The 18974-nt window shown below is 61.6% G+C and carries 12 protein-coding genes; 5 read left to right on the top strand and 7 right to left on the bottom strand.

Translation table 11 applies throughout. The features are described from left to right. Window positions 1–208: 208 nt before the first annotated feature. Together DXT88_RS11805 and DXT88_RS11800 are read right to left on the bottom strand one after the other, a co-directional pair. A complete protein-coding gene (locus tag DXT88_RS11805) occupies window positions 209–4456 on the bottom strand; it encodes a beta strand repeat-containing protein (protein ID WP_265214146.1) in 4248 nt (1415 codons plus the stop codon). Between the two features lie 46 nt (window positions 4457–4502). Then, a complete protein-coding gene (locus tag DXT88_RS11800; RefSeq protein ID WP_265213596.1) occupies window positions 4503–6089 on the bottom strand; it encodes a ShlB/FhaC/HecB family hemolysin secretion/activation protein in 1587 nt (528 codons plus the stop codon). Window positions 6090–6498: 409 nt separating this feature from the next. On the opposite strand from DXT88_RS11800, the gene DXT88_RS11795 reads away from it, so the two are divergent. The 3 genes from DXT88_RS11795 (at window position 6499) to gabD (ending at window position 10245) form a co-directional block, all read left to right on the top strand. Beyond that, window positions 6499–7359: a 4'-phosphopantetheinyl transferase family protein gene (locus DXT88_RS11795; protein WP_265213594.1), complete on the top strand. Its 861-nt coding sequence runs from the start codon at window positions 6499–6501 to the stop codon at window positions 7357–7359. A 476-nt stretch (window positions 7360–7835) separates the two neighbouring features. After that, on the top strand, window positions 7836–8561 hold the full coding sequence (locus tag DXT88_RS11790) for a DUF4088 family protein (RefSeq protein ID WP_016835176.1): 726 nt from the start codon (window positions 7836–7838) through the stop codon (window positions 8559–8561). A gap of 229 nt (window positions 8562–8790) precedes the next feature. Next, window positions 8791–10245 carry an NADP-dependent succinate-semialdehyde dehydrogenase gene (gene gabD, locus DXT88_RS11785; RefSeq protein WP_265213591.1) on the top strand — a complete coding sequence of 485 codons (1455 nt, stop codon included), beginning with the start codon at window positions 8791–8793 and terminating at the stop codon, window positions 10243–10245. Window positions 10246–10249: 4 nt separating this feature from the next. Here the strand turns inward: gabD and DXT88_RS11780 are convergent, their stop codons facing one another. Continuing rightward, window positions 10250–10891 carry a DNA-3-methyladenine glycosylase I gene (locus DXT88_RS11780; protein WP_029363027.1) on the bottom strand — a complete coding sequence of 214 codons (642 nt, stop codon included), beginning with the start codon at window positions 10889–10891 and terminating at the stop codon, window positions 10250–10252. Window positions 10892–10963: 72 nt separating this feature from the next. Next, window positions 10964–11875, bottom strand: a complete 912-nt coding sequence (locus DXT88_RS11775; protein WP_265213589.1) for a sigma-70 family RNA polymerase sigma factor — start codon at window positions 11873–11875, stop codon at window positions 10964–10966. A 159-nt stretch (window positions 11876–12034) separates the two neighbouring features. On the opposite strand from DXT88_RS11775, the gene clpP reads away from it, so the two are divergent. Then, window positions 12035–12652, top strand: coding sequence for an ATP-dependent Clp endopeptidase proteolytic subunit ClpP (clpP, locus tag DXT88_RS11770; protein ID WP_265213587.1), 618 nt, complete (start codon window positions 12035–12037; stop codon window positions 12650–12652). Here clpP and pip read toward each other — a convergent pair. The 3 genes from pip to DXT88_RS11755 are packed head-to-tail and all read right to left on the bottom strand — an operon-like array spanning window position 12649 to window position 15064. Then, entirely contained in the window at window positions 12649–13614 is a 966-nt protein-coding gene (gene pip / locus DXT88_RS11765) for a prolyl aminopeptidase (protein WP_016832440.1), read from the bottom strand. The genes clpP and pip overlap by 4 nt on opposite strands. Before the next feature lie 55 nt (window positions 13615–13669). Continuing rightward, a complete protein-coding gene (locus DXT88_RS11760) occupies window positions 13670–14635 on the bottom strand; it encodes a threo-3-hydroxy-L-aspartate ammonia-lyase (RefSeq protein ID WP_265213584.1) in 966 nt (321 codons plus the stop codon). Window positions 14636–14668: 33 nt separating this feature from the next. Beyond that, the gene (locus DXT88_RS11755; RefSeq protein WP_265213582.1) at window positions 14669–15064 is read right to left on the bottom strand and encodes a hypothetical protein; all 396 of its coding nucleotides are present in this window, start codon (window positions 15062–15064) and stop codon (window positions 14669–14671) included. On the opposite strand from DXT88_RS11755, the gene DXT88_RS11750 reads away from it, so the two are divergent. Then, a complete protein-coding gene (locus DXT88_RS11750) occupies window positions 15037–18966 on the top strand; it encodes an ATP-binding protein (protein ID WP_265213580.1) in 3930 nt (1309 codons plus the stop codon). The two genes, DXT88_RS11755 and DXT88_RS11750, sit on opposite strands and share 28 nt — an antisense overlap. The last annotated feature ends 8 nt before the right edge of the window (window positions 18967–18974 follow it).

Here is an 18974-nt window from a genome sequence, read left to right as displayed (position 1 = left end):
AGTATCGAATAAGTTGCATTACCAAACATCATTTTATTCAAATGAAAACTCTACAAAAATCGGGATAGTAGTCCCGTGCGCAAGCAGCCTGCGTCAGGCCCCGACGTCCGCAGGCAATCTCGCTCGTCTCCGCGATTGGCACTTCGACTTGCAGCGTCAACAGTGCAGCCCCGCCTTTCAGCACCCCCTACACAGTCATTTAACCGCCTCAAGTACAACCAGCTTTTTGCGGCAGGTCATTCCCTGCTCCATTCTTCTTGGTGCCGATACCACCCATCTGTCCATCAACTTCCTTGCTCTTGCTCTTGCTCTCGCCGGACGGGCCTGACGCCGCGGCTGATCCGCCGCCGCAATCCCGCTGCGTCGCCACGGAGTTGATCGCGCTGGTGGCGGTATTAAGCGCTTGCGCAAGCACCCCGGTCGGCTGCGATGGCAGCTGCGCCGGCGACCGCACCGGTGTCGGGACTGGCGACGGTGCGACATACAGGTTCGAGGCGACATTGACGCCGGTCGGCACATGCGCGCCTGTGACGCCGTTAGCGTTGATTGTGATCGCGCCTCCGCTGGAGGTGACGTTTTGCGCGAACGCAATCTTGTCCGCGGTATTTCCGGAACCGGCGGAGCCGGCCGTCAGATCGATATTGCCGGTCGCGGCAATATCGCCGTTGATGGTCAACGCATGGCCGCTGACCGTGGCCAACGCCAGCGGGCCGGTGGTGGTCACGACGTTGCCCGCCGTTGCTGCGGCAGGGCCGACGACAAGGTCCGACAGGCTCGTGACACGGATGCCGGCCATTGGCGCCGTCAGTGCAGCGATGCGCGACACCGTGGTATGCAAGCCGCCGCTGCCATCGATGGCGCCGATGCCGGCGCCGCGCGTGGAGGTACCGTTGGCCGTGATGCTGAGCGTGCCTGCGGTGACGTCGTTGGTGCCGGTGCCGCCGTAGACGGCGCCGGATGAGATCAACGCGACGTTGCCGCCGCCGCCGGCGTTGATGGACTGGAAGATGCCCAGCTCGCTAGTGGCGTTGCCGGCGACCGTCAGCGCCACATTACCGCCCGCGGTGCTTACGCCGCTCAAGAGCGCCAGCGCGCCCGATCCGTCGATCGTGATGTTGCCGCCGGCGGTGGTGACGGCCTTGTTGATCGTGGTTGTGTAGCCGCCTGCGTTCTCAAGAGAAACGTTACCGGCGCCCTGCTGCTGAATACCATAGTTGCTGGCGCCGCCTACCGACAGATTGGTGCCGCTATTGGCCAACCGTATCGGTCCCGCTCCCGTGTTTTTCGCCTGTACGGCATCGGTCACGATGTCGAGCGCAGCGGCGTTGGTGCTGCCGTAAATACCGTTGGCAGCCTTCATGTCGAGCGCGCCGGCCTTGATGACGCGGCCGGCCAGCATCTGGATCGCACCGGCGCTGCTGAGTGACACGGCGCCGTTGGCGCCGGCCGCGTTGGAGCGCGCGTCGATTCCGCTGTCGGCGCCCAGTATCATGTCGCCGCCGTTGGCCGTCAGCGTGACATTGCCGGCGTTGAGCGCGCTGGTGCTGACGCCGCGCGCGGTCAGCGCCTGCTGGGCTGTCATGGTGACGTTGCCGGTCGTGGAGGCCACGGTGCCGACTGCGATGTTCTGCGTGGCCGACAAATTCACGTTGCCGCCGGTGATGATGGAGCTGTTGTCGCTGGCCAGGTTACCGCCGCTGTTGAGCGTCAAGGCGGCGCTACCCGTGTTCAGGTTGCCGGAGAGCGTAAGGTCGCTGCTGGCGCTGATGCTGACCGGCGAATTGGCGCCGTAGTGCGAGCCCGCGTTCAGTGTCATCGCTCCGGTCTGGTCGAGATACAACGAGGACGCCCCCGCACTTGATGCGCCGACAAGCAAATTGGTGTTGCCGCCGCCAACGGCAGCGGTCAACAATGACGAGCCCAATGTGCCGATGGCGCCGCTGCTGGTGTTTTGCAGGTTTAGGGTGTTGGTCCTGATGACACTCCCGCTGCCGACGCGGGTAATCGCCCCGCTGCCGCCTGCGTTGAGCGTGACTGAGCCGGTGCTGCCGGTGCTGATTGCTCCGGCCACTTCGATGCCGAAGGCGGACCCGGCAGTGGTGGAGATATTGATCGCGGCATTGGCCGCGCCGGTGCTGACCGAGGCAATCGACAAGGCCTTGTTGTTGACCAGGGTGACGTCGCCGCTGCCGGTGACGCTGGCGTTCAGCGTGCCGATCTGGTTTTGCGCGCCGGCCAGGTTGATGCCGGTGGCAGAGTTGATCGTGACATTGCCGCCCTTGACGATGCCGCTGCCCAGCACCTGTCCGTTGCTCGCGTTCAACGACAGCGCCGAGGTGCCGGAGGATCCCGCCATGACGCCGTAAGTCGTGTTCGCGATCGTCAGGTCGCCGGTCAGCGCCGTCAGGCTCACAGGCGCGGCGCCGAAACTGACCACGCCATTCGAGCCGGCGACCGTGCCGACCGTGAGGGCGCCGGCATTGACGAAACTGAAACCCGACGGCCCATTGCTGTAACCGGACAGTTCCGCCATCGAGTTGGACGTATTGTTGAGCGTGACCGCGCCCTGGTCGGCAATGATCACCGCCGCCGGCGCGCTCAGCCGGGCGCTCTGGGTGATATCGCCCATGTATTCACGCAAATTGAGGACACCCGACGGCGCCGACAGCGGCCCGTCAATGGCAAGGCCGCCGCTGACGCCGCCGACGCCGGTCGCGATGTTGATGTCGCCGCTGCTGGAGGTGATGCCGCTCTGGGTCGTGATCACGCCGCCCGACACCGTGCCGATCGTCAGCGCATCGGCGTCGTGGTAGGAAAAGCCGGTAGCGCCGGCACCGGCCAGGGTGCCGACGGTGTTGCCGTTATGGGTCAAGGTCACACTGCCGCTATTGGCGATCGCCGCCAGCGTCGGCACGGAGATCGACGCGGTCTGGGTAATGTCGCCGCCGATCGTATACAGCGCCAATTTGCCGCCGCCGTTGTTGCTCATCTGCGCATTGATCGCGATGCCGGTGGCGGCCGACAGCGTCAGCTCGCTGGAGTTGGCCCAATTGACCACGCTCATCACGGTGATCGATCCGGTATTGGTGAGGACGCTGACGTCCGACAAGGCCAGCTGGTTTGTTAGCGTCAGCGGCGTCAGCACCGCCGGCGTGCTGAAGCCCTCGAACTCGAAGGGATTGCCGCCATTCTGGCCGATGAAGGTATCGCTGCCGGTTTCGATTCGAATATTGTTCGGATCCAGCAGCAGGGTTCCTCTTTTGCCATTGGACGCGCGCAGGTCGACCGTGCCGCGGAAATCGAGGAATTGCTTGCCGGACGCTTCCGCGACACCGCCGTTGCCGCCGGCCGCGCCGCCGCGCGCCGACAGACGCCCCGCCATCGAGGTGGCGCCGTCGGCCCAGACCACGATCTTGCCGCCGTCGCCGCGCGCGATTGCATCTGCACTGATGCTGGCATCGGGGCCAACTACGGTCTGCCGGGCGTTTTGCACCGCCGCGTTCTTGCCCTGGTAATCGCCGCCAACCAGTACGGTACCGCCGCCGGTTTGTCCGCTGGCGTCAATACGCGCGTCGCCGGTCAATGCCACGCGCTCCCCCAGCACCGATACTTCGCCGCCCTGCCCTGCGCCGGTGGCGCTGGTCACGCTGCCCGCCTCAAGCAGCGTATCGCCGCTGGCCTTGAGGATGATCTTGCCGGTCTCGCCAACCTGCGCACTGTTGGCATTGAGTATGCCGCGCTGATTGATCATCGCGCCGTAGATACCGATCTTGCCGCCTTCCGCGATGACCTGGCCGATGTTGATTGCACGATCGCTTGGCGACGATACAACCACCTGCATCGCCGGATTGGAGGAATCCGCCAGTTGCACGCTATGTCCCGCCGCCAACACGACTTCACCTTGCGGCGAAGTGATGAGGCCGCTATTGGTCACATCCGGCGCAATCAGAAAAACCTTGCCGCCGGAGGGTGTCGTAATTTCGCCGGCGTTGACGACGCTGCCCGCCGTCGCACCGGCGAAGAATTTGTTTTTACCAGCGATAAAATCTGCATTCGCGATATCCAGCGTCGATGCGATCAGGCCGTTGACGTTCACTTGCGCGCCCGCACCGAACAGAATGCCGTTCGGATTGATCAGATAGACGCGGCCATTGGATTGCAATGCGCCCATGATGACGCTTGGATCTTGCCCCGTGACCCGATTCAACACGGCGCTATTGGCGTTCTGTTGAATAAAGCGAACGATCTCGCTCTGCGCAATGGAGAAACTGCCCCAATTGATAATCGCGTTCGGACTGTTGGTAATCGAAAAGATGTTGCCGTTCTGAGAAAACGTCACCTGCCCGTTCACTATCGTGGGAGTGCCAGGCGCGGCCGCGGCCGGGCCAATGCCCGCCGCAATCAGGAACGGCAAAAGTCTGAGTTGCGGGACGCGGATTCGCAGGAAAAAAGGCATCATGGATTTGCGGTGCATATTCATTGGGGTAGTTTTCATCATGTCCTCAGAAAGACAAGCCGAGACGTGCGTGCAAACGTCCATCGCCTCTTTGCGTTACCGTCGCTTCCGCACGCAAAACATGGCCGTAATCCATCTGCAAGCTGACGTTGTTGCGCAACTGCAGACGCACGCCGACACCGATGCTGCTGATCGCCATGCTGCGGAACTCTCCCGGCAACGCACGATTGCGCGTCAGATAGGCCGTGTCATAAAACGCCAGCACCCGGCATTGCCAATCGGTGTTGCGGCACAAAGGCGGTGAGTAGATTTCAACATTGGCTGTCACGCCGGAATCATTGGACACTTCGCGCTCTTGAAAACCGCGAACCGAACTCGCGCCACCGGCGCCATACTGTTCGCCCGCAATCAGCGCATCCCTTGTGTATTGACCATTGACGATCGCCCGGGCCAGCCATTCTTGCGGCAACCCCTGCGTGGTGCTCGCTGCAAAGCGCAGCGCGGTGTAATCGGCTTTTGCGCCCACGCGCGCGGCGTCGAAGTCCTGTTGGCGCCCCTTGGCGCCGCCCGCAACGTTATGCGACAAGGTCGCGCCCCAATTTGCAACGCCATTCTGCATTGACCAATTGCCGACATAGCCGACGCTGAGCGGGTGCACGGTGACATCATTACCCAGTTCAATCCCGAGCGTCTGCATGCTGTTGCGGACTTCCTTGTAATCGATGCCGTAGACCAGCTTTGACTCGTAGCTGCCGACGGTCGTCAGGTTCTGGTTATAGCGCGCGCCGTACATCGAACCCTTGCCACTGACGGCGATGTCGAGAATCCCTGCGGTTACCGTTCCCGCATTCACATCGGAGTGGCTTGCAAAAAAATCCAGCGAATCACCGAGCGCATACAAAGGCACGTGATAACCGAAGCCATAGACGGCAACATCGCCCGAATGCTCGAGCGTGGTGGTGTACTGCAACGTCATGACGTGATCACGACCGAACATATTGGCATTTTGCAAAACCACGCCGGCATAGGTTCTGCCAACCTGTTCCGTGCCTGAGTTGTCGAGATTGAGCGTCGTCAGCCAGACGGATTCTTCGGTCACGGCCAAGCTTGCATCGACTTCATCAGCTGCTGCTCCCGGCTTTATCTTCATGACCGTCTTTTTGGCGGGATTTTCATTCGCCAATTTCAGGCTTTTTGAAATCTTGTTCAGATCGGGAGCTTCACCTTCTTGCAGACCCGGCAAGCTGTTGCGAATATTCGTATCGGTGAAACTCTTGTTACCCTCGATCGCGACATTGCCGATTCTGGTTTGCACCACATTCAACACGACCACACCATTATTCAATTCTTGTTCGGGCAAGTCGATGCGCACCAGCACATAACCGTGTGCCTGATACACCGCTTTCAGCGCGACAAGTGCACCCTTCACATCGGAAAAATCGCGATCCTTGCCGGTGAACGGCGCAACCGCCGCATCGACGTCTGCCGCCGGCAGCAACGTGTTGCCGGCGATGGCAAAACGGTTGATCTCGAAACGGAGCGAGCCCGGTGCCGGTGGGTCGACCGACCAGGCGGCGCCGGCGGCGGTGGCAAGCACGGAGCCCGCTACCAGACGTGCAAATCGAAATGTCATGTGATGTTTTTCTACAAGCTGTCGTTATATGTAATGCGCAAATGCCAACCTTATTGGCAGGAGCGCAGGCAGGCATCCACCTTGTGCGGAAGATGCCTGCTTAACTTGGAAAAGACGTGGATGACCAGCGATTCCCTTCCCCCTTTTTTTTGTTAAAACGGGCTTGGACTATTTCTTATGGCCCTATACGCGAAAACTGGATGGTTCTACCGGCCTTCCGCTCGCGGAAATATTCATGGCATAGGCGTCTGGCCTGCGTTAGCGGTCATGGTAGCATCCACTTTTCCGATGACTATACCGTGCATCTCACATTTTCAAGAAGCATTGCAGCGGATCGACGCACCACGATGAAAGCCATTCCGCCATTAGCATACGAACAACGCTTCAGCCTCACGGACGGCGCGATTAAATGAATCACCTGTCTCCAGAACTTTCACCGTCTGATGGTGGAGTGCACTCGATGAGTGCCATCGGGAAGATTTCCGTTTTACCGCATCAAATTGATCTGTGGTGCTGTTTTACCGACAGCATCAGCGACGACGATTTGCATTTGTACCGGCAATCTTTGCTCAGTCCCGAAGAACGCGAGCGTGCGTCGCGTTTCTATTTCGAGCGTGACCGCAAGAAATTTGTCATCACCCGTGCGCTGGTGCGCAGCGTGCTCTCGCGCTATGCCGCGCTGGCGCCGGCGGCGTGGGAATTTGTTGCCGGTAGCCACGGTCGCCCTCAAGTAGTGCAAGACGTCGCACAACATCTTTGTTTCAATCTGTCGCACACCGCCGGACTGGTGGTCATGGCCGTCAGTGCTGCCCAGGACATGGGGGTGGACACGGAAAACATTGCCATCCGCACGGCTCCGCTGGATGTGGCCAACAGTTTTTTTTCTCCTGACGAAGTGGCCGGGCTGAATGCCCAGCCATTTGCGCAGCGTCAACAGCGCTTTTTTGAATACTGGACCTTGAAAGAGTCGTGGATCAAGGCGCGTAGCATGGGGCTGTCCATTCCTCTGGACCAGTTCAGCATGGACCTGGGGACAGAGGGACGGGTAAGCTTGCAGACGCAGTTGGTGGCGCAACCATCTGCGTGGCAGTTTTTTCTGCTGTCGATGGGTAACGATCATTTGCTCAGCGTATGTGCACAGCAAGAGCAGCCCTTGCACTTGCGCGTACACCATTGCCGACCTCTGCTGGACGAAACCATGTTGCGTGCGACGCCGTTGCGGCAAACACGGATTGAAGCATCCATTTGCGCCGACAGCCCTTTCTCTTGATGCGATTTTTGTCCGGTGATATATGCTCCCCTGCCCGCCTCGGCCTGTCACGTCGGTGCCGGCAAGGTGACGATCAGTCTCCATGTCCGGCCCCGATAAGTCAATCCGCTTGCGCCGCTGCGCTGTAGCACGTTTGCGCTACAGACCAATCGGCATTTTTGATGGTGCAACGGCGGCAGTTCAGCTGTACAGCCACTTTTGCGCCAGTTTGGAATAGCGACCCGACGACGATGGCAGCGACGATCGGGTGGCTGATCGACTGATGATGCAGCACCGGTGCATTTGTGCCTCCCGGGTTTATCGTTGCCGCAGGAAAAGTTTTCCCGATTGCTGCCGTTAACCCCTCATGCGCTCTCATGCACCAACGCCTTGCCGCTGCAGATTCCATGCAGCGACTGATTTGCGATTAAAATTTCCGTGCCGGTCGGCGACATGCATGTCGATCCGACAACACGCCAGAGCTCCCGGGGAACAATATGAAAAAACTCAATCTCAATCTCAAAGATGAAGTCTATGATTCGCTCGATCGCGACTACAAGAACTTCAATCGTCTCTCGCTGAAGTGCGACTCGGGATTCGTCTCGCCGAGCTTCGAAAGCTTCATGCTGGCGAAACTCTCCGACAACACCACCTTCCTTACCGAAGCCGCCGTTCAGCATCTGATGCTGTCGGGCCAGTACGCCTGGGCCAAACGCGCGCTCGACAAGGATTTTCCGGATGTTGTCGCAATCCTGATCTCGCAAGCGTCCAACTACGGTTTCCACATCGCCGTGCGGCATGACTGGTCGGTTGATGAGCTGACCGCGGCGTCGAAAGCCTGGGCCACCTCGATCGTCAAGCAAGCCAAGGGCGACGAATCGCAGATCGACGTCCTCGCCGCGCAAATCAAATCGGCTGCCATCAGCATCGCCAAAGCCGAAGAAGCATTGAAGACGCCGGCATGGCGTCTGTCGCGCTCGTGGGCGCAGCAGCTGCACGACGCCAAGATCGCTGTCGAACATGCACGCGGTTCGGTCGCCAGGGAAAAGCTGGGCTCGCTGCGCACGCTGTTGACGCTCGGCATCGCCTACGGCACGGTTAAGGAAAAAGATGAGAAAGAAATCCTCGACCGCCTGCGCACCAGGAAGCCCTATCTGTTTGAAGAAGAAGCCGATGGCTTTCTCGGCCGCGCCCTCGCCTGGTATCGCAGCGTTTTTGCTTGATCCAGGTCCTGTTTATCTTGTCCGGCCTCCTCTTCAGGGCGGCAGAATCCGGAAAAACGACGAGACGGCTTGCTGACTATCCCATCTCTTGGCGCATACGGCGTCAAGCTCAAGTCCGTCACCGACGAGTGCAGATAACCTCCGAACCTTTTGGGTGGATCCGATCAAAAAGAATATCTGCTGCAGACATCTGATTGCGGCAGCGCTTTTCAACGGACAGGAGTTATCAATGCTGCAACTCAAGGATCCATCCCTGCTGCGCCAGCAGGCCTACATCAATGGCGCCTGGTGCAACGCCGACGGCGGCGGCACGCATGCCGTCAACAATCCGGCCACCGGCGACGAGCTCGGCACGGTGCCCGACATGGGCACGGACGAAACCCGGCGCGCGATTGAAGCAGCACAGGCGGCATGGCCGGCCTGGCGCAAGAAAACCCCCCGGGAACGCGCCGCCATCCTGCGCAAATGGAACGACCTGATGCTGGCCAACGCCGATGACCTGGCGCTGATCATGACGGCAGAACAAGGCAAACCGCTGGCCGAATCCAAAGGCGAAATCGCCTATGCGGCCTCGTTCATCGAATGGTTCGGCGAAGAAGCCAAGCGCACTTACGGCGACACCATTCCCTCGCCCGTGCCCGGCAACCGCATCGTCGTGATCAAGGAACCGATCGGCGTCTGCGCGGCGATCACGCCGTGGAATTTTCCGGCGGCGATGATCACGCGCAAGGCCGGTCCGGCGCTGGCGGCAGGTTGTCCGATGGTGCTCAAGCCGGCGCAGGCGACACCGTTTTCCGCGCTGGCGCTGGCGGTCCTGGCTGAACGCGCAGGCGTGCCGGCCGGCGTGTTCAGCGTGGTGACCGGCTCGTCCAAGGTCATCGGCGCCGAGATGACCGGCAACCCGGTCGTGCGCAAGCTGAGCTTCACCGGTTCGACCGAGACCGGCAAGTTGCTCATGCAACAGTGCGCGGCGACCATCAAGAAAGTATCGCTGGAACTGGGTGGCAACGCGCCCTTCATCGTGTTCGACGACGCCGATCTCGATGCGGCAGTGGAAGGCGCAATCGCCTCCAAATTCCGCAACACCGGACAGACTTGCGTCTGCGCCAACCGCATTTACGTGCAGGACGGCGTCTACGACAAGTTCGCCGATAAGCTGGTTGCGGCGGTGGCGCAACTGAAAGTCGGCAATGGCGTCGACAGCGGCGTCACGCAAGGTCCGCTGATCGACGAGAAGGCGGTGCAGAAAGTCGAGCAGCACGTCGCCGACGCCCAGGCCAAGGGCGGCCGCGTGCTGCTGGGCGGCAAGCGCCACGCGCTCGGACACAGCTTCTTTGAACCCACTGTAATCGCCGACGTCACCGCCGACATGAAGATCGCGCGCGAAGAAACCTTCGGCCCGATGGCGCCGCTGTTCCGCTTCAAGACCGATGATGAGGTGCTGGCCCTGGCCAACGATACCGAGTTCGGGCTGGCCAGCTATTTCTATTCGCGCGACATCGGCCGCATCTGGCGCGTCGCCGAAGGTCTGGAAAGCGGCATCGTCGGCATCAACACCGGCCTGATCTCCAACGAAGTCGCACCATTCGGCGGCGTCAAGCAATCGGGCATGGGGCGCGAAGGTTCGCACTACGGCATCGACGGTTACCTGGTCATCAAGTACCTGTGCATGGGCGGGATCTGATTGCTCAACCCGGCCGCCTGAACGCCTTGCGCTCCGCCTCCACGGTCTTGCGGCAGGCGCAGCCGGTCAGGTGGTCGTTGACCAGGCCCATGGCCTGCATGAAGGCGTAGATGGTGGTCGGGCCGACGAAGGTCCAGCCGCGCTTCTTGAGGGCCTTCGACAATGCCACCGAGGCTTCCGAGGTGGGATTGGCTTGCCAGTAATCCAGCGTGAGCACCTTGGGTCGGTCTTTGGCGGCCGGCTCGAATTGCCAGAACCAGGCAGCCAGCGAGCCGGCCTCCTCCACCAGTTCGATGGCGCGGCGAGCGTTGTTGATGGCCGAGACGATCTTGGCGCGGTTGCGGATGATGCCGGCGTCGCCGAGCAGGCGTCCGATGTCCGGTTCGGTATACCGCGCCACCCGGTGGAAATCGAAGCCGTCGAACGCGGCGCGGAAATTCTCGCGCTTGCGCAAGATGGTGATCCACGCCAGGCCTGACTGGAACCCTTCCAGGCAAATCTTCTCGAACAGACGCACGTCGTCGGCCACCGGCCGGCCCCACTCGCTGCCGTGGTACTCCGGCATGGCCGCATGCCAGGCGCAATAGTCTTTTCCGTCTTCCGCCGTGATCAGTCCAGGCACTTCGTTGCTAGTGATTATTGTCATGTCGATAATAAAAAAGCCGCAAGCAAGCGCTTATGATCCGGCAAAGCAAGCGAGTGTGCACGGCGCTTCTTGCTAATCCATTGCCGTGACGGCTTCTTGAAGTAACTGCAAAACGGCCGGCGGACAACCATGTCCATGCCGGCCCATATCGGAAATTCCGGCAACACCGGCAATTGCATAAATCGTGCGGATTGCCGGCCCCTCCATGTCGAAGCTGAGTGCGAGCGCGATTTTTCCATACTGCAGGAATGTCGCGCCCCATCCGCCATTGATGCCGACGCAGGCGATGTTCGTCCCGGACAACTCCATCGACATGATGCCGCTGACAAAACTGCTTGCAGCCTGCGCAGCGGCTGCACCATTGCCCATCACCACGGCATCCGGCGCCAGCAGCTGCAGCATCGCCTGTTTGTCCTGGCGACAGATCGCCGCGACAAATTCCTGCGCCGTCTCGCGGCAAACCTGCTCGTCTGCAATCCTGCGCACCCGGTCCGATTGCACGCGCTCCTTCGCCCGGCGCACCAACTGACGGCAATGCACCGGCGTCTTGTCCAGCGTGCGTGCGATTTCCTCGTACTGACAATCAAACACTTCATGCAATAGCAAGGCCGCGCGCTCGTCCGGGCTCAGGCGCTCCAGCATCAGCAGCACGCCATACGACAGATCCGACAGCATCGATACAGCATCTTCGGGCGACGGCGCATGCTCGTCCATCCACGGCTCCGGCAGCCAGGGCACGGCGGTGGTGGCGCGCTGGTGCTGCAAATGCCGCAGACGGTCAATCGCCAGCCGGCTGGCAACGGTAGTGAGCCAGGCTACCGGCGTTGTCAGCGACAGGTCCTGTGCTTCGTGCCAGCGGATCCAGGTTTCCTGAACGACGTCTTCCGCCTCCGCCACGCTGCCCAGCATGCGGTAAGCGATCGACAGTAGCCGTCGCCGCGCGGCTTCGAACGTGGCGGTGGCGCTGATCGGGCTTCTTGTCATTGGTCTCTCCATGTTTGCAGCGCTGAGCTACTGCCTCCCTTGTTGACGTCCGGGGCGGCGAAAACGTGACAGCCGGCGAAAAATATTTTCATTTCGTCACGCGCGGCGTGCGGCGGCCGTCATGTCCTTACACCCACATTTCACGAAAAAGGACACGCCATGCCTGCATTTTCACCTCGCGCTCTGGACCTGGTTCCCACGGTCGTCGAGCAATCGGGACGGTCGGAACGCGCCTACGACATCTACTCAAGGCTGCTGCGCGAACGCATCATTTTCCTGGTCGGGCCGGTCACCGACCAATCGGCCAACCTGATCGTGGCGCAATTGCTGTTTCTCGAATCGGAGGATCCGGACAAGGATATTTCACTCTATATCAATTCACCGGGCGGCGTGGTCTATGCCGGGCTTGCGATCTACGACACCATGCAGTTCATCCGGCCGCAGGTGTCGACACTGTGCACCGGCTTCGCGGCCAGCATGGGCGCCATCCTGCTGGCGGCCGGCGCGCCCGGCAAACGACTGGCCTTGCCCAATTCCCGCATCATGGTGCACCAGCCCTCCGGCGGCTCGCAGGGCACCGCGACCGACGTGGAAATCCAGGCGCGCGAAATCCTCTATCTGCGAGAACGTCTCAACAGTATTTTGGCCCGGCACACCGGCCAGACGATGGAGCGCATCGCCGGCGACCTTGAGCGCGACAACTTCATGTCATCCGAACGCGCCAAAGAATACGGCCTGATCGACGAAGTCGTCTCGCACAAGACGCGCTCGGACTAGTCGGCGAAACCGTCGGTGGCACGAATCAACTGATCAAGGATGCCCGGCTCGTTGTACGCATGGCCGGCGCTGCCGACCAGATGCAAGGTCGAATCCGGCCAGGCCTTGTGCAGATCCCATGCCGACTTGGCCGGCGTCACGATGTCGTAGCGGCCTTGCACGATCACACCCGGAATACCCTTGAGGCGGCCGGCATTGGCCAGCAACTGGCCTTCTTCCATGAACCCGTGATGGACGAAATAGTGGTTCTCGATGCGCGCGAACGCGAGCGCAAAGTGCGCGTCGCTGAAACCGGCGATCATGCCTTCATCGGGCACCAGCGTCACGGTGCTGGCTTCCCAACGGCTCCAGGTGCGCGCCGCCTCCAGCTTGGCGGCCTCGTCGTCGCCGACCAGCCGCTTGCGATAGGCGCTCATGAGGTCGCCGCGCTCGGCTTCCGGAATCGGCGCCAGAAATTCATCCCAGCGATCCGGCGCCAGCCATGATGCGCCTTCCTGGTAATACCAGTCCAGCTCCGACTGACGCAGCAGGAAGATGCCGCGCAACACCAGTTCGGTGACGCGCTCGGGATGCGTCTCGGCATAAGCCAGCGCCAGCGTGCTGCCCCATGAGCCGCCGAACACCTGCCATTTGTCGACGCCCAGCAGCACGCGCAAGCGTTCGATGTCGGCCACCAGGTCCCAGGTGGTGTTGGCGTCGAGATTGGCGTGCGGCTGCGAGCGGCCGCAACCGCGCTGGTCGAACAGCACGATGCGGTATTTCTCCGGATTGAACAGTTGCCGGTGCGACGGGCCGCAGCCGCCGCCCGGACCGCCGTGCAGGAACACCACCGGCTTACCCTTGGGATTGCCGCAGGTTTCCCAGTACACGCTGTGGCCGTCGCCGACGTCGAGCATGCCGCTCTCATACGGCGCGATGGGCGGATATAGCGTGCGCAATGCGGTGTCGTTGGTGTTGCTCATTGTGGTTGTTTCCCTGATGTCGGATAAAGAGTGTGAAAGGAGAGTGTAAAACGGTTCAGGCCGCGGCAAAGTAGCCCGACAGTTTGGCGAGGTCGACATTGCCGCCGCTGACGATCACGCCGATGCGCTTGCCCTTGAGCTGGTCTTTCATCTTTCGCACCGCGGCGAAGCTGAGGCAGCCGGTCGGTTCTACGATCATCTTCATGCGCTCCGCGTAAAAGCGCATGCACGCCACCAACTCGTCGTCGCTGACGGTCAAAATGTCGGCCACGTCGCGGCGGATGATCTCGAAAGTGTAATGACCGACGTGCTGGGTCTGGGCGCCGTCGGCGATGGTCTTGGGTGTATCGATGTGAATGATCTTGCCGGCGCGCAGCGATTGCAGCGCGTCGTCGCCGGCCTCCGGCTCGACGCCGTAGGTCTGGCAATCGGGCGACAGGGCCTTGGCCGCCAGCAGCGAGCCAGACAGCAGTCCGCCGCCGCCGAGGCAGACGAACAATGCATCCAGCGGCCCGGTTTCTTCGAACAGTTCCTTGGCGGCGGTGCCCTGCCCGCTGATCACGTCGGGGTGATCGTAGGGCGGAATCATGGTCAGGCCGTGCTTCTCGGCCAGCGCCGCGCAAATCTCTTCGCGGTTTTCAGTGTAGCGATTGAAGCGCACCACCTTGCCGCCGTATCCGCGCGTAGCAGCCACCTTGGCTTCGGGCGCATCTTCCGGCATCACGATGGTGGCCGGCATGCCGAGCTCATGCGCCGCCAGCGCGATGGCCTGCGCATGGTTGCCGGATGAAAACGTCACCACGCCGTCGTTGCGCTGCTCCGGCGTGAAGCGCGCCAACGCATTCATGGCGCCGCGGAACTTGAACGCGCCCATGCGCTGGAAGTTTTCACACTTGAAAAAAACCTGCGCGCCGATCTCGGCATCGGCCGTACGCGATGTCAACACAGGCGTCTTGTGTGCGTGACCGGCGATGTGGGCGGCGGCGGCGACCACGTCGTTGTAATCGGGAAGCTCAGGCATGGTGTCTCCGTAGGGGCTGTGCGTATGCGGGGATTATTGCTTTTCAGATAGTAAAACATTTTCGGCAACACGATCGTGGTCTGCCTGCGCGCGGAAGATCGAGGCAAGGTCATCGCCGAAGGCGTGGAAAGCGAGGAGCACGCCGCCCGGCTGCTCAAGATGAGAAATGACAACGTTTGGCGTAGGACAAACACTGAATCCCCGGTAAGAAAGTTTGCCGCGCTCGCGGCGAACGCCACTTTTTTTCCATTTCTTCGTAACATTGGCAGGCGAAGAAATCCTCTGCCGTCCGTACCCTTTTGCGCACGCGTTGTCCGGCCGGAGACCGATTCCTGAGGTCAACAGATTCACTACCCAAAATCCAAAAATACGCTTCACCAAGGTGAATACAGAGGCTGCATATGAAGCTTGACGCCGCATCCACGCCATACAGTTTCCTCCAGGGCACCGGCACCCTCGGACAACTGATCCTGGACCACGACTGGTCCGCCTCTCCGCTCGGGCCGATCGACAACTGGCCGCAAAGCCTGAAGACGTCCATCAGCCTGATGATCAATTCACGCCAGCCGATGTGGCTGGGCTGGGGCGAAGAAGCGACCTTCTTCTACAACGACGCCTACATCGCCGTCCTCAGCGAATCCAAGCACCCGTGGGCGCTCGGCCGTCCGGTGACCGAAGTGTGGGCGGAGATCTGGGATATCTGCGGACCGCTGGCCGACAAAGTGTTCCAGCACGCCGAGGCGACGCTGGTGGACGATATCCGGCTCTTCATGAACCGCGACTCCGGCCTGGAGGAAAACTATTTCTCCTTTTCCTATAGCCCGATCCGGGATGAGTCGGGAAAGGTCGGAGGCTTGTTCTGCACCAACGCGGAAATGACTTCCAAGCATCTCAACGCGCGCCGCCTGCGCACCTTGTCCGAGCTCGCGCAACGAGCGCTGGTCGAAAAAACCGCCAGCGGCGCAGCCGCCACCGCCGCGGCGATCCTGGCGCAGAATCCCGATGACATCCCGTTTGCGCTGCTGTATTTGACGGACTGCGACCGCCGTCAGGTCCGGCTGGAACAAAGCGTGCATATCCTGCCCCTGAGCCTGGTCGTCCCCGATAGCGCCGACGTTGGACACGTGGACCTTGGACGCATGGACGTTGACACCACGGCTGTTAGCCATGTTGGCAATGACGCCAAGGCCACCCCGACGTTCTGGCCATTCGCGCAAGCGCTGGGCGCGGGCGGAAAAACCGTGGTCGACGTCAGCGGCCTCGACACGTTGCCGCTCGGCCCGGCCGATCAGCCGCTGCGCCAGGCGGTGATGTTGCCGCTGCAGACGCCGGGGCAGGAACATCCGCTTGGGGTGCTGATCTGCGGCGTCAATCCGACCCGGCCGCTGGATGAGGACTATGCGACCTTCTTCAATCTGTTGGCGGGCCAGGTCGGCATGGCGATCCAGAATGCCCGTTCGGTCGAAGCCGAAAAGCAGCGCGCCGACCTGCTGGCGGAGTTGGACCAGGCCAAGACCACGTTCTTCAGCAACGTCAGCCACGAATTTCGCACGCCGCTCACATTGATGCTGGGGCCGCTCGACGATATGATCGCCGACAAGGAACATGGCCTGCCGCCGGCCCAGCAGGAGCGGGCCCAAATGCTCCGGCGCAATGCTCTGCGCCTGCAGCGGCTGGTCAACGCACTGCTCGATTTTTCACGCACCCAGGCAGGCCGCACGCAAGCCTCTTACGTACAGATCGACCTGGCGGCGTTCACCGCCGACCTTGCCAGCACTTTCCGCTCCACCATCGAGGGCGCCGGCTTGACGTTCGAGGTGGATTGCCCGCCGCTCGCCGAAGAGACCTACGTCGACCCGAGCATGTGGGAAAAGATCGTTCTCAACCTGCTCTCGAACGCCTTCAAATTCACCTTCGCCGGCAAGATCAGCGTCCGCCTCAGAGGTCACGGCGACCATATCCGCCTGACCGTCAGCGATACCGGCGTCGGCATCGCCAGCGACCAATTGCCGCTGGTGTTCAAGCGCTTCCACCGCATCGAAGGGTCGCAATCGCGCACCCATGAAGGTTCCGGCATCGGCCTGGCGCTGGTGCGTGATCTGGTCACGCTGCTAGGCGGCGCCATCGGCGTCGACAGTGACCTTGAGCTGGGTTCCTCGTTCACGCTGACCATCCCGAGCGGCCGCGCTCACTTGCCGTCCGAGCGCGTGGTGGAATCGCTTGGCCCGGTCAATTCCAGCCTGAGCCCGCTGGGCGACGCCTATGCCGCCGAAGCGGACCGCTGGAGCGGCGCCAGGAACGGCAATCCCGCAGAACCGGAAGACGCGGCAACAGCCGAGCGCAATCGCGCCAACCAGGTGCTGTCGGCGAGCGCACGCATCCTGGTCGCCGACGATAACGCCGACATGCGCGAATACCTGTCCAACCTGCTGCAGTCGCACTGGCGCGTCGAAGCAGTCGGCAACGGTGTCGAAGCGCTGGAGTCGGTACGCGCCAATCCGCCCGACCTGATCCTGTCCGACGTCATGATGCCGCAGCTCGACGGCTTCGGCCTGCTGGCCGCGCTGCGCAGCAACGACGCCAGCAAGGACATCCCGTTCTTCCTGCTGTCGGCGCGTTCCGGTGAAGAGGCGCGCCTGGAAGGCCTGACCGCCGGCGCCGACGATTATCTGGTGAAGCCGTTCTCCAGCCGCGAGCTGATCGCCCGTATCGAATCCATGCTGCTGCGCTCCCAGATCCGCGCCATGGAAAAGCGCCATGCCGACCGCATGGCCACGATCTTTGCCCAGGCGCCGGTCGCCATCGCCATCACGCGCGGCCCCAATCATGTCTTCGAACTGGCCAATGCGCCTTACCAGGAACTGGTCGGCAACCGGCCCATCATCGGCCGCAGCGTGCGCGAATCGCTGCCCGAACTGGAAGGCCAAACGGTGCTGGACCTGCTCGACAACGTGTATCGCACCGCCGAGCCCTACATCGGACGCTCGATGGGTGTGAGGCTGCGCCGCAGCCCCGGTGAGGTGGACGAACGCTTCTTCGATTTCGTCTACCAACCCATGCTCAAGACCGACGGCAGCATCGAGGGCATCGCGGTGGTGGCCTTTGAAGTCACCGAGCTGACGCGCGCGCGCCAGACTGCCGAAATCGCCAATCGCACCAAGGACGAATTCCTCGCCATGCTCGGCCATGAACTGCGCAATCCGCTCACGCCGATCCTGACCGCGGTGCATCTGATGCGCCTGCGCGGCGGTGGCGGCATGGAGAAGGAATGCAGCGTGATCGAGCGCCAGGCCCGCCATCTGGTGCGGCTGGTGGACGATTTGCTGGACGTGTCGCGCGTGGCGCAGGGAAAAATCAACCTGCAAAAAAAGAAGCTCGAGATCGCCGACATCATTTCCAAGGCCATCGAAACCGCCAGTCCTTTGCTGGAAGAGCGCCAGCACCGCCTGACCGTCAACGTCCCGGCGCAAGGCCTGCAGGTGCACGCCGATCCGGAGCGGCTGACCCAGGTGCTGGCCAACCTGCTGACCAATGCCTGCAAGTACACCGAGAACCGCGGCCACATCCGTGTCGACGCGATGCTCGACAACAACCAGATCGTCGTGGAGATCCGCGACAACGGCATCGGCATTCGCGCCGACATGCTGCCGCATGTATTCGAAATGTTCGCTCAGGAAACCCAGGCCATCGACCGCGCCGGCGGCGGCCTCGGCCTTGGCCTGGCGATCGTGCGCAGTCTGACCGAATTGCACGGCGGTACGGTACATGTGTTCAGCGCCGGTCCCGGCACAGGCAGCGTCTTCACGATCAAACTGCCGGCCGTGCTCAGCGACGCCACGCCTATCCTGCTGCCGCTGACGCCCGACAATTTGCTCGGGCTGCAACCGCTGGAAGAAGGCTGCCCCATCCTGATCGTCGACGACAATCTCGACGCTGCGCAAATCCTCGGTGAGTTGCTGACCATGCAAGGTCACGAAATCCGCATCGCCTATGACGGGCCGTCGGCGCTGGACATCGTCAAGGATTTCACGCCGCGCATCGCCTTGCTCGATATCGGCCTGCCGATCATGGATGGTTATGAAGTCGCCGGTCATTTGCGCGCCATGCCGCATCTGGAAGGCATCAGCCTGATCGCGCTGACCGGCTACGGCCAGGCCAGCGACAAGCTGCGTTCGCTGCGGGCGGGCTTCGACCATCACCTGGTCAAGCCGGTCGATATCGATGTGGTGGAAGAATTGATCCGCAGCACGCTGGCAGCGCCGGACGAACCTGCCGTTGCGGTGCTCGGTCATCGGGTTGCCGGTTCCGGGTCGGACGCCGAACCGGCCTGAAGTGCGGA

The sequence above is a fragment of the Herbaspirillum lusitanum genome (genome assembly GCF_026127345.1).
GTDB classification, from domain to species: domain Bacteria; phylum Pseudomonadota; class Gammaproteobacteria; order Burkholderiales; family Burkholderiaceae_D; genus Herbaspirillum; species Herbaspirillum lusitanum.
The sequence above is the reverse complement of the archived record's forward strand: the minus strand, read 5'-3'. Positions and strand labels throughout refer to the sequence as shown.

What these genes read in the sequence shown, in the direction of transcription:
- DXT88_RS11775 (WP_265213589.1), bottom strand. Translation starts at nt 11,875, where the DNA reads ATGACAAGAAGCCCGATCAGCGCCACCGCCACGTTCGAAGCCGCGCGG.
- DXT88_RS11750 (WP_265213580.1), top strand. Translation starts at nt 15,037, where the DNA reads ATGAAGCTTGACGCCGCATCCACGCCATACAGTTTCCTCCAGGGCACC.
- DXT88_RS11790 (WP_016835176.1), top strand. Translation starts at nt 7,836, where the DNA reads ATGAAAAAACTCAATCTCAATCTCAAAGATGAAGTCTATGATTCGCTC.
- DXT88_RS11805 (WP_265214146.1), bottom strand. Translation starts at nt 4,456, where the DNA reads ATGCCTTTTTTCCTGCGAATCCGCGTCCCGCAACTCAGACTTTTGCCG.
- DXT88_RS11780 (WP_029363027.1), bottom strand. Translation starts at nt 10,891, where the DNA reads ATGACAATAATCACTAGCAACGAAGTGCCTGGACTGATCACGGCGGAA.
- DXT88_RS11760 (WP_265213584.1), bottom strand. Translation starts at nt 14,635, where the DNA reads ATGCCTGAGCTTCCCGATTACAACGACGTGGTCGCCGCCGCCGCCCAC.
- clpP (WP_265213587.1), top strand. Translation starts at nt 12,035, where the DNA reads ATGCCTGCATTTTCACCTCGCGCTCTGGACCTGGTTCCCACGGTCGTC.
- DXT88_RS11795 (WP_265213594.1), top strand. Translation starts at nt 6,499, where the DNA reads ATGAATCACCTGTCTCCAGAACTTTCACCGTCTGATGGTGGAGTGCAC.
- pip (WP_016832440.1), bottom strand. Translation starts at nt 13,614, where the DNA reads ATGAGCAACACCAACGACACCGCATTGCGCACGCTATATCCGCCCATC.
- gabD (WP_265213591.1), top strand. Translation starts at nt 8,791, where the DNA reads ATGCTGCAACTCAAGGATCCATCCCTGCTGCGCCAGCAGGCCTACATC.
- DXT88_RS11755 (WP_265213582.1), bottom strand. Translation starts at nt 15,064, where the DNA reads ATGGCGTGGATGCGGCGTCAAGCTTCATATGCAGCCTCTGTATTCACC.
- DXT88_RS11800 (WP_265213596.1), bottom strand. Translation starts at nt 6,089, where the DNA reads ATGACATTTCGATTTGCACGTCTGGTAGCGGGCTCCGTGCTTGCCACC.